The sequence below is a fragment of the Streptomyces sp. CC224B genome, assembly GCF_030010595.1.
GTDB lineage: Bacteria > Actinomycetota > Actinomycetes > Streptomycetales > Streptomycetaceae > Streptomyces > Streptomyces longispororuber.
The window spans coordinates 19,999-32,799 of record NZ_JASCXL010000017.1 but is presented as its reverse complement, the minus strand read 5'-3'; the positions used below and the strand labels follow the sequence as shown (position 1 = coordinate 32,799).

The following is a 12,801-nucleotide window of genomic DNA, read 5'->3' as shown; positions in this document are numbered from 1 at the left end:
GCGGATGCGCCCCACGATCCCACCCCACCTCGCCGAAGGACCCCGCGTGGGCATACGCCCCTGGACCCGCGCGGACGGCGCCGAGTTCACGGCGCGGGCGCGGGAGAGCCGGGACCTGCACCGGCCCTGGCTCTTCCCGCCCACCACCCCCGAGGCCTACGCGGCGTACCTGGACACCCTCGCCGAGGACCCCGCCAAGGCCGGATTCCTCGTGTGCGAACGGGAGTCGGGCGCCCTCGCCGGGTTCGTGAACATCAACAACATCGTCGAGGGCGGCTTCCGCTGCGGCGCCCTCGGCTACGGCGCGTTCGCGCACGCCGCCGGGCGCGGGCTGCTGCGGGAGGGGCTCGACCTCGTCCTGGACCACGCCTTCGGTGAACTGCGGCTGCACCGCCTGGAGATCAACGTCCAGCCGGGCAACGCCGCGTCCATCGCGCTCGCCCGCCGCTGCGGCTTCCGCCTCGAAGGGTTCTCGCCCGACTTCCTGTACATCGACGGGGCGTGGCGCGACCACCAGCGCTGGGCGCTCACCGCCGAGATGCGCGCCGCCCGGCCTTCCGGGGCACCCCGGCCGGACGCCGGGCCACGCCGTCGGGCGTGACCTCGGGCGTGACGTCGGACACGGCCGTTGAGGGAGCGGGCGTCCGTCGCCGAGGATGGACCGCATGCGGAACATCGTGGTCATCGACGCCCCCTCCAACCTGGGCCTGCGCCCGCCCGCCCCCGGCACCGTGCCCGGCTGCTACAAGCTCGCCGGCGCGCTGCGCGAGCGCGGCCTGCTGCGGCGTCTGAAGGCCTTCGAGGGCGGCGTCGTCGTCCCGCCGCGCTACGACCGGGGCGACTGGCAGGAGGGCAACGGCGTCTTCAACGCGGCCGCCATCGCCGCGTACACGCCGAAGCTCGCCGACCGCATCGAGCGCCACGTACGCGCCGGGGACCTGCCCGTCGTCCTCGGCGGCGACTGCTCCATCCAGCTCGGCGCCGCCCTGGCGCTGCGCCGCATCGGCCGCTACGGCCTCGCGGCGCTCGACGCCTCCGCGGACTTCCGCCACCCGGGCAACTCCGACCGCGTCGGCGCGGCGGGCGGCGAGGAGCTGGCGCTCGCCACCGGCCGCGGCCAGGACGACCTCACCGACCTCGAAGGCCTGCGGCCCTACCTGCGGGACGAGGACGTCCGGCTCTTCGGCATCCGGGACGGCGACGAGGACCGCGGCGAGCTCGGCGCGCTGCGCATCCCCACCGTGACCGTCGGGGAGCTGCGGCAGTGGGGCGCCGCCGACGTGGCGCGCTCGGCCGTCACCAGCCTGGAGAACGCGGCCCTCGACGGCTTCTGGGTCCACCTCGACGCCGACGTGCTCGACCCGTCGGTCATGCCCGCCGTCGACAGCCCCGACGACGACGGGCTGCACCCCGACGAACTCCTCGCGCTGCTGCGGCCCCTGGTCCGCTCGCCCCGCTGCGCCGGGCTCAACGTCACCATCTACGACCCGGACCTGGACCCCGACGGCACGGCGGGCGACGTGCTCACCGACGTCGTCGTGGCCGCCCTCGGGTGACGGGAGGCGCGCGGGGGCCTGGCCGGGGGCGCGTACACCGTGTTCCATGGTCGACGACGCCGACCCGAGGAGAGCGCCCGTGGCGACGACCGTGCGACGCGACGTACTGACCCTGCCCGCCGCGCCGCTGGGGCCCGACAACCCGCTGCCCCCGCTGCGGCTGCCGCGCGGGCCGCAGGGTCCGTACCGGATCGACGAGCGGACCCGTCGGGAGCTGCCCCGCGACATGGCGCGCCAACTCGCCTACGAGCCGCTGCGGTCGGTCCTTCCGGCACCGCTGCGCGACGGCTACGGCCGCACGCGGGAGCCCGCGTCGTTCGACACCCTCGTGCTGGAGAACGACCGGCTGCGCGCCACCGTCCTGCCCGGGCTCGGCGGCCGGGTCCACTCCCTGCTGCACAAGCCGGCCGGGCGCGAACTGCTGTACCGCAACCCGGTGTTCCAGCCCGCCGCCTTCGCGCTGAACGGGGCCTGGTTCGCGGGCGGCATCGAGTGGAACATCGGCGCCACCGGGCACACCACGCTGTCCTGCGCGCCGTTGCACGCCGCCGTCGTCACGGCGCCCGACGGCGGGCCGATGCTGCGCCTGTGGGAGTGGGAGCGGCTGCGGGACGTGCCCTTCCAGGTGGACCTGTGGCTGCCCCACGACTCGGACTTCCTGCACGTGGGGGTGCGGATACGCAACCGGCACGAGAAGCCGGTACCGGTGTACTGGTGGTCCAGCGCTGCCGTGCCCGAGGAGCGCCGGGTGCTCGGGCCCGCCGCCGCGGCCTGGCGGCTCGACCGTACGCGCTGTCTGACCCGCGTGCCGGTGCCCGAGCCGCACGGGGCGTACGCCGCCGACTACTTCTACGACGTACCGGACGGGGAACGGCGCTGGATCGCGGCGGTCGACGCCGACGGGCACGGGCTCGTCCAGACGTCGACGGACGTCCTGCGCGGGCGCAAGCAGTTCGTGTGGGGCACGGGGGAGGGCGGGCGGCGCTGGCAGGAGTGGCTGACCGGGCCCGGCGCCGGCGGCTACGCGGAGATCCAGGCGGGCCTCGCGCGCACCCAGCTGGAACACGTCCGGCTCGACGGGGACGGCGAGATCGCCTGGCTGGAGGCGTACGGCCCGCTGACGCTCCCGGACGGCGCGGCAGGCGGGGACGACCGGTCGGCGGCGTGCCCCGGGGCGCGGGCGCGGCTCGCCGAGGCGCTGCCGCCCGAGGCGGTGGACGCGGCGTACGAGCGGTGGCGCCCGTACGCCGACGCCGAGCCCGGGGAGGTGCTGGCCACCGGGTCCGGGTGGGGCGCCCTGGAGGTGGTGCGCGGCGGGTACGAGCTGCCCGGCACGCCGTTCGCCGAGGCGACGCTCGGGCCCGAGCAGGAGCCGTGGCTGGAGCTGTGGCGGTCGGGGGCCGTGCCGGAGCCGGACCCCGGCGGGGCGCCCGGGCCGACGCCGGTGGCCCGGCACTGGCGCGACATGCTGGAGACGGCGCCCGCGCGGCCGCACGCCGAGTACCACCTCGGGGTGGCCCAGTGGCACGCCGGGGACCGGGCGCAGGCGGTGCGGAGCTGGGAGCGGGGCCTGGAACGGGCCGCGTGCCGCTGGCCGTTGCTGCGCTGCCTGGCGGTGGCCGACCTGGAGACCGGGCACGGGGAGCGGGCCGCGGACCGGTACGCGGAGGCCTTCGACGACCTCGGGGAGCACGCCGGGGAGCACGCGGACGCCGACGTGGTGGCCGCGCTCGGGCGGGAGGCTCTGGAGGCCCTGCTCGCGGTGGGGCGGGCGGAGGCCGCGCGAGCCGTGTGGGAGCGGCTGGACCCCCGCACTCGGGGCCGGGGCCGGTTCCGGCTCCTTGAGGCCCGGATGCTCCTGGCCGAGGGCGACAGGCCCGGCGCGCGGCGGGTCTTCGAGGACGGCTTCGAGGTGGCTGACCTGCGGGAGGGCGACGAGACCCTGAGCGAGGTGTGGGCGGCGGCCGCCCCGGGCGAACCGCTGCCCTCCCGCTACGACTTCCGCATGCGCCCGCCCACCTGACCGCCGGGCCGGGGGGCGCCCGGCGGCTTGCTGGGAGGCGTGGCGCTCGACGCGGCTAGGAGGCGTTGCGGTCGACGTACTCCAGGATCGTGCCGTCCGGGTGCATCGCGATGAGGTTGCGTCCCGCGGGGGTCGGCACCGGGCCCGCGACGATGTGCGCGCCGCAGGCCCGGAGTGTCGCGAGGGCCTCGTCGACGTCCTTGACGGCGATCGTCGCCGTGACCTTGCGCAGGATCTCCAACTCGTGCTCGGGGCCGCTCATCAGCAGGAAGCAGCCGACGGACGCGACGGAGACGCCACCCCGCTCGAAGCGCATCGCCGGACTGCCCGTCAGCCGTTCGTAGAAGGCGACGGACGCCTCCAGGTCGTTCACACAGACACGCAGCACGGTACCCAGGATGTCCATGCGCCCGAGCCTAATTGGCGCCCGCGGAGAAGGAGATCCATTCGGCCGACCCCGGGCGCCCCGGCGCGCACGCGCGCGTGGACGCGCCGGGGCTCACGCGCCCGTGACCTTGCGGATGGCGTCCCGCGTCCGGTCCACGACCGTGGCGACCGGGGCCACCGCGACGTTCTTGAGCGCGGTGTCCGTGCCGGGGTGCGGACGCGTCGGCGCCACGGCCTCCGCGGCGCGCACCGCGCGCGCCAGCATCTCCAGCTTCCCGCGGTCGGCGACCTGGTGGAAGCGGGCGAACTCGTACCGCTCCTCGGACCGCGCGTGTGCGAGCACGTCCTGGCGCAGCGCCGCGAGCCGGTCGAGGAACTCGGGGGAGTCGGGGTCCGTCTCGTCGAGCCGGGACAGCGCCTTCTTGGCCTGTTCCTCCTCCTTGACCCGGTCGGCGACGACCGTCTCGCCACCCTCGATGTTCGTACGGGCGAAGGGGTGGACGACCTCCTCCTCGGCGGTCTCGTGCACCGCGAGCAGCCGGACGAGGTCGTGGAAGCACTCCCGGCGCTCCTCGCCCTTGGTGGCCGCCACCTTGTCGAACAGGTCGCGTATGGCCGCGTGCTGACCCTTCAGCAGCTCCACGACGTCGTTGCGCTCGGTCATCGTCGTCCTTCCTTCCTCTCGGTCTCCCGGTCCTCTCTCCTTTCGGGTGCGGTGCGCCGGGTACCCGGCGCACCGGCCGCCACGCGGGCCGTTACGCGCCGCGGGCGGGGGGTACCCGGCCACCATGACTGCTTCGGACAAGCCAACCGGCATGACGGACACGGGCCTCGTGGCCCCTGAGACGGCCCTGAGCACGGCGCTGTCGCAGGTCGTCCACGAGGCGGTACGCGCGTCCCTGCGGGAGTCGCTGCGTACGGAACTGCGCGACGAACTGAGCGCCCAGCTCGCCGATGTGGCGCGAAAGCAGCGCCGCCGGGCCTCGCTGTACGCCGCGGCGGGCGTCACCGCGCTGTACGCGGGCGCCGCCGCGGCCCTCACCCTGGGCCTGGTCCTCGCCCTCGGCCTGCCCGGCTGGGCGGCGGCCCTCATCGTCACGGCGCTGCTCGCGGTCGCCGCGGTGCTCCTGCGCAACGCGGCGCGCCCCGCCCGCTCCGGGCCGCAGGCGCACACCCCCCGGCCCGAGGCCGCGGCCCCGGCCGCCCCGGGCACGGGCCACACCCCGAGCGCCCCGGGCACCGGCTCCGTCCCGGCCGCGCCCGGCACCGGTTCTGCTCCGGCCGCGCCCGGCACCGGTTCCACCGCGTCCGCGCCCGGGACCGACGACTTCCCGGCCGTCCCGCCGAAGCCGCCGGTGACCCCGGACGTTCCGAGCCAGCGGACCCGGTGACCGCAGGCGCCAGGGCCGGGGCGCCGCACGCTCGTTGACCTGCCGCACCCCCCTTGTGGGTGCGGTCTGTCCGGCCCCGCGGTGGCCCTGCGGCGGACGCCGCCGCGGGGGCGGCGCGCCCTCGGTGCTCGCCTGCGCCGAGGGCGCGTTCCCGCGCCCGCCCGCGCGCACGGCGGCCGTCCCCCGGTCCGCTGCGTGCGTACGGCCGCCCGGCGGTGCTCAGCGATGAGCGGCCAGCACGGCCGCGAGGCCCTCCTGGAGGTCCTTGACGAAATACTCGGGGACCTCCAGGGACGGGAAGTGTCCCCCCGTTTCCGGTGTCCTCCATCGGACGATCTGGCGGTACCGCTCCTGCGCCCAGGGGCGCGGGCACTTCTCGATGTCACGGGGGTACACGCTGATGGCTGACGGGACGTCGACCCGGAGGTCGGGGTCCAGGGAGTTGTGGCTCTCGTAGTAGATGCGGGCCGCCGACGCGCCGGTCCGCGTCAGCCAGTACAGGGTGACGTCATCGAGGATCCTGTCCATGGACATGGTCTCGAACGGGCTGCCTTCGGTGTCCGACCACTCGGCGAACTTGTCGAGGATCCAGGCGAGGAGCCCGACCGGTGAGTCGACGAGCGCGTAGCCGATGGTCTGCGGCCGGGTCGCCTGCTGCTTCGCGTACGCCTCGCGGTGGTGCCAGAAGTCGTGGGTCTCCTCGGTCCACCTGCGCTCGACCGCCGTCAGCCGGTCCGTCGGCAGACCGGGCGGAGCCTGCGCGAGCGTGGTGTGGATGCCGAGCACGTGGTGCGGGAACCTGCCACCGAGGATCGTGGTGATCACGCCTCCCCAGTCGCCGCCGTGGGCCAGGAACCTGCTGTAGCCGAGCCGTTCCATCAGCTGCACCCAGGCGGCCGCGATCTTCTCCGTCCCCCACCCGGTGGTGGCCGGCTTGTCGCTGTAACCGAAGCCCGGCAGCGACGGGGCCACGACGTGGAACGCCGGCGCGTCCGCGCTGTCCGGCTCCGCCAGTTCGTCCAGCACGTGGGTGAACTCGGCGACGCTCCCCGGCCATCCGTGCGTCAGGAGCAGAGGGGTGGCGTCCGCGCGGGTGGACCGGCGGTGCAGGAAGTGGATTCCCAGACCGTCGATGGTCGTGCGGAACTGGCCGATCCGGTGCAGCCGCGTCTCGAACGCCCGCCAGTCGTACTCGGTGCGCCAGTAGGCCACGACATCGACGAGGTCGGCCAGCGGAACACCCTGTTCCCATCGGCACCGGCCGGACGCGGCGCGAGGGACCGTCTCGGCCTCCGGCAACCGTGCCGCGGCCAGTCGGGCGCGCAGGTCGTCGAGTTCGGCGTCGGTTGCCCGGGCTGCAAAGGCTTGCACGTCGCTGGTGGAGCGGGACATGAGGGACCTCCTGCCGTCGTGGAGCCGGCTGCGGTTCAGAGTGAACCGGCTAAGACGGTTCTAACAGCTCTCCGCGCCACGCGGCAACCCGCTAAGGTGGTTCCATGTGCGCCCGGTTTCCTGACTTCCGCCTCGGCAACGTGCTGGCGACCAGCTTCACGGGGACCCTGTCGGAGCGTCATGGCACCGCCGTGGAGCGCATCCCCACGCCGCAGCGACTCGTCGACTGGCTGGCGGTGAACGGCCTGGCCGTGGACTCCTGCACCCCTGCCCAGCTCGACCTCGCCCGGGAACTGAGGGAGTCGATCCACGCCGCCGCGACCGCGGCCGCGGTCCAGGACGCCCTGCCTCCGGCCGCCGTCCGCGTCATCAACGACCGCAGCGCCCAAGGCCGCGCCGCGGCCGTCCTGACGCCCGAGGGCACGCGCCGCTGGCAGCTCAGCGCGGCGTCCTGCGTGGAGGACGCCCTCGGCGTGATCGCCGCCGACGCGATCAGCGTCCTCGCGGGCGAACGGGACGGGAAGCTGGCCCTGTGCGCGTCCCCGACCTGCCGGGCCGCCTTCTTCGACACCAGCCAGAGTCGCACCCGCAAATGGTGCGACATGAACACGTGCGGGAACCGCCAGAAGAAGGCGCGCTTCCATGCCAACCGGCGCAAGGACCCGAGCGCGGCGGAGTGACCGTCGCCTCGGTACGCGCTACGTGCGCCCCACCGCCCGCGTGCTGAGCGAGCCGAGCACCGACCGGGCACGTGGCTGCGGCCCCCTGGGTCCCGGTCCGCGGGTGGTGCCCCAGCTCCCGCTCTCTCCCGGCCTCTCCCGGTCCGCTGCGGCAAACGGCGGTGCGTTTCACTCCGTCGGCCACGGGCACCTGGGAGGTCCGTGCCGGAGCCCTCCGCGGGCACCTTCCGCCGGTAGACCAGAGGTATCACGTGCCGGAACACGCACGGCACCCGTGCCGCACCCCACCGGAGGCCATCGTGAGCCGAGATTCCCGCCGCCCCCACGTCGTGATCGTCGGTGCCGGCTTCGCCGGATTCCAGACGGCGCGCACCCTGAGCCGTCTCGCCGGACGCAGGGTGGACGTCACCCTGCTCAATCCCACCGACTACTTCCTCTACCTGCCTCTGCTGCCGCAGGTCGCCGCGGGCGTCCTGGAACCGCGCCGGGTCAGCGTCTCGCTCGGGGACGCGCTGCCGCGCGTGCGCCTCGTCCTCGGCGAGGCCGACGACCTCGACCTGGACCGCAAGGTGGTGCGCTACACCGGTCCCGAGGGGGAGCGCGGCGAGTTGACCTACGACCGCCTCGTGCTCAGCGTCGGCAGCGTCAACAAGCTGCTGCCCGTGCCGGGCGTCGCCGAGCACGCGCACGGCTTCCGGGGCCTGCCCGAGGCGCTGTACCTGCGCGACCACGTCACCCGGCAGATCGAGCTGGCCGCCGCGTCCCCCGACCCCGAGACGTGCCGGGCGCGCTGCACCTTCGTCGTCGTGGGCGCCGGCTACACCGGCGTCGAGGTCGCCGCGCACGGGCAGCTCTTCACCCGGTCCCTGGTGAAGCGCCACCCGATGCGGGCCGGCATCCAGCCCCGCTGGCTGCTCCTGGACATCGCGCCGCGGGTCCTGCCGGAGCTGGACCGGCGGCTGTCCCGCACCGCCGAACGCGTCCTGCGCGAACGCGGCGTGGAGGTCCGCACCGGCACGTCCGTGAAGGAGGCCACGCACGAGGGCGTGCTGCTCGACGACGGTGACACGGTCGACACCCGCACCCTCGTGTGGTGCGTCGGCGTGCGCCCCGACCCGCTGGTCGCCGCGCTCGGCAAGCCGCTGGAGCGCGGCCGGCTCGTCGTCGACCCCTTCCTGAACCTGCCGGGCCACCCCGAGGTGTACGCCTGCGGCGACGCGGCCGCCGTGCCCGACCTGGACAAGCCCGGCAGCTACACGGCCATGACGGCCCAGCACGCCTGGCGGCAGGGCAAGGTCGCGGGCCGCAACGTCGCCGCCTCGCTCGGCATCGGCCGGCGCGGCGCCTACCGCCACCACGACCTCGGCTTCACCGTCGACCTCGGCGGCGTCAAGGGCGCCGCCAACCCGCTCGGCATCCCGCTGTCCGGGCCGCTCGCCGGGGCCGTCACACGCGGCTACCACCTGGCCGCGATGCCCGGCAACCGCGTGCGCGTCGCCGCCGACTGGCTCCTGGACGCGGTGCTGCCGCGCCAGGGCGTAGGGCTCGGCCTCGTCCGGTCGTGGTCGGTACCGCTGGACACGTCGTCACCGGAGCTGGCCCGGGTGCCGGGCGGGCCGGGCGACGCGGACAAGAACGGCGGGACCAAGGCCAAGAGCCCGGACGGCGGGACCAAGGCCAAGAGCGCGGACGGCGGGGCCGAGGCGGCGGCTTCGGACGGCGGGGCCAAGGCCGCGGCCACCGGCGGCACCGGCAAGGCCGCGGCTTCGCGCGGCGGCACCCGCAAGGCCGCGCGGACGGACCGCGGCAGTGCGCGCAAGAGCGAGGAGTGACCCGCCATGGCAGCAGGAACCCCGCACGGCGGCGCCCCCGCCGAGCCGCAGTTCGACGACCTGGCGCGGCAGTTGCGCGTCGACTCCGTGCGCGCCGCGGCCGCCGCCGGGTCCGGGCACCCCACCTCGTCCCTGTCGGCGGCCGACCTGATGGCGGTGCTCCTGGCCCGCCACTTCCGCTACGACTTCGAGCGCCCCGACCACCCCGGCAACGACCGTTTCATCCTCTCCAAGGGGCACGCCTCCCCGCTGCTGTACGCCGCGTACAAGGCGGCGGGCGTCATCGACGATGAGGAGCTGCTGACCTTCCGCAAGCGCGGCAGCCGCCTCGAAGGGCACCCGACGCCGCGCCGGCTGCCCTGGGTCGAGGTGGCCACCGGCTCGCTCGGCCAGGGGCTTCCCGTCGGCGTCGGCATGGCGCTGTCCGGCAAGCGGCTCGACCGCATCCCGTACCGCGTGTGGGTCCTGTGCGGCGACAGCGAACTGGCCGAGGGCTCCGTGTGGGAGGCCGCCGAGCACGCCGCGTACGAGCAGCTCGACAACCTCACCGCGCTCGTCGACGTGAACCGGCTCGGGCAGCGCGGGCCCACCCGGCACGGCTGGGACCTGGACGCCTACGCGCGCCGCTTCGCCGCCTTCGGCTGGCACGTCGTCAACGTCGACGGGCACGACACCGCGGACGTCGACCGCGCCCTGCGCGAGGCGCGCGACACCACCGGGCGGCCCACCGTGGTCCTCGCCCGCACCCTCAAGGGCAAGGGCGTCGCCTCCGCCGAGGACCGCGAGGGCCTGCACGGCAAGCCGCTGCCCGACGCGGACGCCGCGGTCGAGGAGCTCGGCGGCACCGGTGACCTGCGCGTGCACGTCCCGGCGCCCCCGGCGGCCCGGGTGCTGCGCGCCACCCGCAGCGGCCACCTGGAGCTGCCCCGGTACGAGAAGGGCACCGAGGTCGCCACCCGGGACGCCTACGGCCAGGCGCTCGCGGCGCTCGGCACGGCGCGCGGCGACGTCGTCGCGCTGGACGGCGAGGTCGGCGACTCCACGCGCGCGGAGTTCTTCGCCAAGGACCACCCGGAGCGGTTCTTCGAGTGCTACATCGCCGAGCAGCAGATGGTCGCCGCCGCCGTCGGCCTGGCGCGCCGCGGCTGGGTGCCGTACGCCTCCTCGTTCGCGGCGTTCCTCACCCGCGCCCACGACTTCGTCCGCATGGCGGCCGTCAGCGGCGCGGACCTCAACCTGGTCGGCTCGCACGCGGGCGTCGCCATCGGCCAGGACGGCCCGTCGCAGATGGGCCTGGAGGACCTGGCGATGTTCCGCGCCGTGCACGGCTCGACCGTCCTCTACCCGTGCGACGCGCCCCAGACGGCGCGCCTCGTCGCCGCGATGGCCGACCTTGACGGCGTGCGCTACCTGCGCACCTCGCGCGGCGCCGCCCCGGTGCTCTACGGCCCCGACGAGGAGTTCCCCGTCGGCGGGTCCAAGGTGCTGCGCTCCTCGGGCGCCGACCGGCTCACCGTGGTCGCCGCCGGGGTTACCGTCCACGAGGCCCTCGCGGCCGCCGGGCTCCTCGACCGCGAGGGCATCCCGGTGCGCGTGATCGACCTGTACTCCGTCAAGCCCGTCGACCGGGCGACGCTGCGCGAGGCCGCCGAGGTCACCGGCTGCCTCCTCACGGTCGAGGACCACCGCCCCGAGGGAGGCATCGGCGACGCCGTCGTGGACGCCTTCAGCGACGGCATGCCCGTGCCGCGCCTGGCCCGGCTCGCCGTGACGGGCATGCCCGGATCCGCTTCGCCCGCCGAGCAGTTGCACGCCGCGGGCGTGGACGCGGAGTCCATCGCGGCGGCGGTGCGGCTGCTCGTGGAGCACGTGGTCCGCTGACGCGGGGTGCCCGCGGGCGCCCCGGGCGGGCGGGGCCGCCGCCACGGCGCTCCGCGCCCCGCCCGGTTCCGTACCGCCGCGTCCCGCAACGCCCCCGACGGCGCGGCGGAGCGGCCACCCGACGCGGTGGGCCGCGCACCCCGCGCCGCCGGTGCACACCCTCCACCGGCCCCGCAGGCGCCCGCGTCCGCCCCGGACGGCCGCGGACCCCGTACGACAAGGAGGCGATGATGAGCAGCAGTACACGCACCGTGCGGGCGGGCCGTCGCACCGTCGCACTGCACCGCCCGGACAAGCCGTTCCTGCCCGGCGCCCCCGACGGCGACGCCACCGGTGACCGGGGCGGGACGTACACCAAGGGCGACCTCTTCGACTACTACCGGTCCGTCGCCCCGTTCATGGTGCCGCATCTGCGCGGCCGTCCGCTGATGCTGGAGCGGCACCCGGACGGGCTGTCCGGGCCCCGCTTCATGCAGAAGGACACACCCGGCCACTACCCGGACTGGATCACCCGTGCCGAGGTGCCGAAGCAGGGCGGCACCGTCACGCACACCGTCTGCGACGACAGCGCGACCCTCCTGTACCTCGCCGACCAGGCCTGCGTCACCCTGCACCGCTGGCTGTCCCGGACCGGCCGGACCGGCCGGACCGACCGGCCCGACCGCATGGTGTTCGACCCGGACCCGGCGGGGGAGGGCACGCCCGAGGAGGTGTTCGGCCCGGTGCGCGAGGCGGCCCGGCTGGTCGGTGAAGTCCTGGACCAGGTGGGCCTGCCCTCCGCCGTCATGACGACCGGGTCGCGCGGCCTGCACGTCGTGGTGCCCGTCAACGGCCGTCACCACGTCGACGACGTCCGCGACTTCGCCAAGGAGGTCGCCGAACTCCTCGCCGCCGCACACCCCGACCGGCTCACGACCGCCGCCCGCAAGAAGGACCGCGGCGAGCGGCTCTACCTCGACGTGCAGCGCAACGGGTACGCGCAGACCGCCGTCGCCCCCTTCTCGGTCCGCGCCCGGCCCGGCGCGCCCGTGGCCGTGCCGATCGCCTGGGAGCAGCTCGACGACCCCGCCACGCACGCCGCCCGCTGGACCCTGGCCGACGCGGTGGAGCAGGCCCGCGCCGATCCCTGGGCGGGGCTGCTGCGTTCACCGCGCGCGCTCGGTCCGGCCCGCCGCAAGCTGCGGGCACTACGCGGCGCGTAACGGGGCACACGGAGGTTTGCCGCCGCAGTACGCGGTCACTCGAATCAGGAGGTGGCCATGACGGACACGTCTCGCAAGACCGACAACAAGTCGAACACCCAGGCCGACGACGGGCCCGGCCCCATACAGGTGCTGCGCCAAGCGCGGGAACAGCTCACCGAACTCACCGGCCTCACCGCCGAGTCCGTCTCGTCCTTCGAACGCACCGAGGACGGCTGGGAGTTGGAGATCGAGGTCATGGAACTCGCGCGGGTGCCGGACACCATGAGCCTGCTCGCGACGTACGCCGTGACCCTGGAGCCGGGCGGTGACCTCACCGGCTACCGGCGGGTGCGGCGCTACGAGCGCGGCCGCGCCGACCCGCGCCAGAGCGGCTGACGGACGGCCCGCGGGGTCACGAGGCCCCGCGTGCGGCCGGTCCGCACAACAACCTCCGCTCCCCACGCATACGTTCCGG

General features: G+C 75.2%; 12 protein-coding genes. 9 read left to right on the top strand and 3 right to left on the bottom strand.

Features of this window, described 5'->3' with window-relative positions; genetic code table 11:
* Nucleotides 1–4: 4 nt before the first annotated feature.
* From QK440_RS09370 to QK440_RS09360, 3 genes are all read left to right on the top strand, one after another.
* Nucleotides 5–601 (top strand): GNAT family protein, encoded by a 597-nt coding sequence (locus tag QK440_RS09370; protein ID WP_282792543.1) that lies wholly within the window; start codon nt 5–7, stop codon nt 599–601.
* Nucleotides 602–665: 64 nt separating this feature from the next.
* The gene (locus QK440_RS09365; protein WP_282792542.1) at nt 666–1,556 is read left to right on the top strand and encodes an arginase family protein; all 891 of its coding nucleotides are present in this window, start codon (nt 666–668) and stop codon (nt 1,554–1,556) included.
* A gap of 46 nt (nt 1,557–1,602) precedes the next feature.
* Nucleotides 1,603–3,579, top strand: a complete 1,977-nt coding sequence (locus tag QK440_RS09360; protein ID WP_282792541.1) for a DUF5107 domain-containing protein — start codon at nt 1,603–1,605, stop codon at nt 3,577–3,579.
* 55 nt (nt 3,580–3,634) lie between these two features.
* Here QK440_RS09360 and QK440_RS09355 read toward each other — a convergent pair whose 3' ends face one another.
* Both QK440_RS09355 and QK440_RS09350 read right to left on the bottom strand, forming a co-directional pair.
* On the bottom strand, nt 3,635–3,985 hold the full coding sequence (locus QK440_RS09355) for a VOC family protein (RefSeq protein WP_190139980.1): 351 nt from the start codon (nt 3,983–3,985) through the stop codon (nt 3,635–3,637).
* A gap of 93 nt (nt 3,986–4,078) precedes the next feature.
* Entirely contained in the window at nt 4,079–4,630 is a 552-nt protein-coding gene (locus QK440_RS09350) for a hemerythrin domain-containing protein (RefSeq protein ID WP_282792540.1), read from the bottom strand.
* Between the two features lie 124 nt (nt 4,631–4,754).
* Here QK440_RS09350 and QK440_RS09345 point away from each other — a divergent pair, with 124 nt between their 5' ends.
* Nucleotides 4,755–5,357: a phage holin family protein gene (locus tag QK440_RS09345; RefSeq protein WP_282792539.1), complete on the top strand. Its 603-nt coding sequence runs from the start codon at nt 4,755–4,757 to the stop codon at nt 5,355–5,357.
* 219 nt (nt 5,358–5,576) lie between these two features.
* Here the strand turns inward: QK440_RS09345 and QK440_RS09340 are convergent, their stop codons facing one another.
* Complete coding sequence (locus tag QK440_RS09340) at nt 5,577–6,749, bottom strand: epoxide hydrolase family protein (protein ID WP_282792538.1); 1,173 nt, start codon at nt 6,747–6,749, stop codon at nt 5,577–5,579.
* A gap of 104 nt (nt 6,750–6,853) precedes the next feature.
* On the opposite strand from QK440_RS09340, the gene QK440_RS09335 reads away from it, so the two are divergent.
* The 5 genes from QK440_RS09335 to QK440_RS09315 all read left to right on the top strand — a co-directional run bounded on the left by QK440_RS09335 (nt 6,854) and on the right by QK440_RS09315 (nt 12,722).
* Nucleotides 6,854–7,429, top strand: a complete 576-nt coding sequence (locus QK440_RS09335; protein ID WP_282792537.1) for a CGNR zinc finger domain-containing protein — start codon at nt 6,854–6,856, stop codon at nt 7,427–7,429.
* A 329-nt stretch (nt 7,430–7,758) separates the two neighbouring features.
* Nucleotides 7,759–9,261: an NAD(P)/FAD-dependent oxidoreductase gene (locus QK440_RS09330; protein ID WP_282792590.1), complete on the top strand. Its 1,503-nt coding sequence runs from the start codon at nt 7,759–7,761 to the stop codon at nt 9,259–9,261.
* A 6-nt stretch (nt 9,262–9,267) separates the two neighbouring features.
* A complete protein-coding gene (locus QK440_RS09325) occupies nt 9,268–11,142 on the top strand; it encodes a transketolase (protein ID WP_282792536.1) in 1,875 nt (624 codons plus the stop codon).
* A 230-nt stretch (nt 11,143–11,372) separates the two neighbouring features.
* Complete coding sequence (ligD, locus tag QK440_RS09320) at nt 11,373–12,344, top strand: non-homologous end-joining DNA ligase (RefSeq protein ID WP_282792535.1); 972 nt, start codon at nt 11,373–11,375, stop codon at nt 12,342–12,344.
* Nucleotides 12,345–12,401: 57 nt separating this feature from the next.
* Nucleotides 12,402–12,722 (top strand): gas vesicle protein, encoded by a 321-nt coding sequence (locus tag QK440_RS09315; RefSeq protein ID WP_282792534.1) that lies wholly within the window; start codon nt 12,402–12,404, stop codon nt 12,720–12,722.
* Nucleotides 12,723–12,801: the final 79 nt, after the last annotated feature.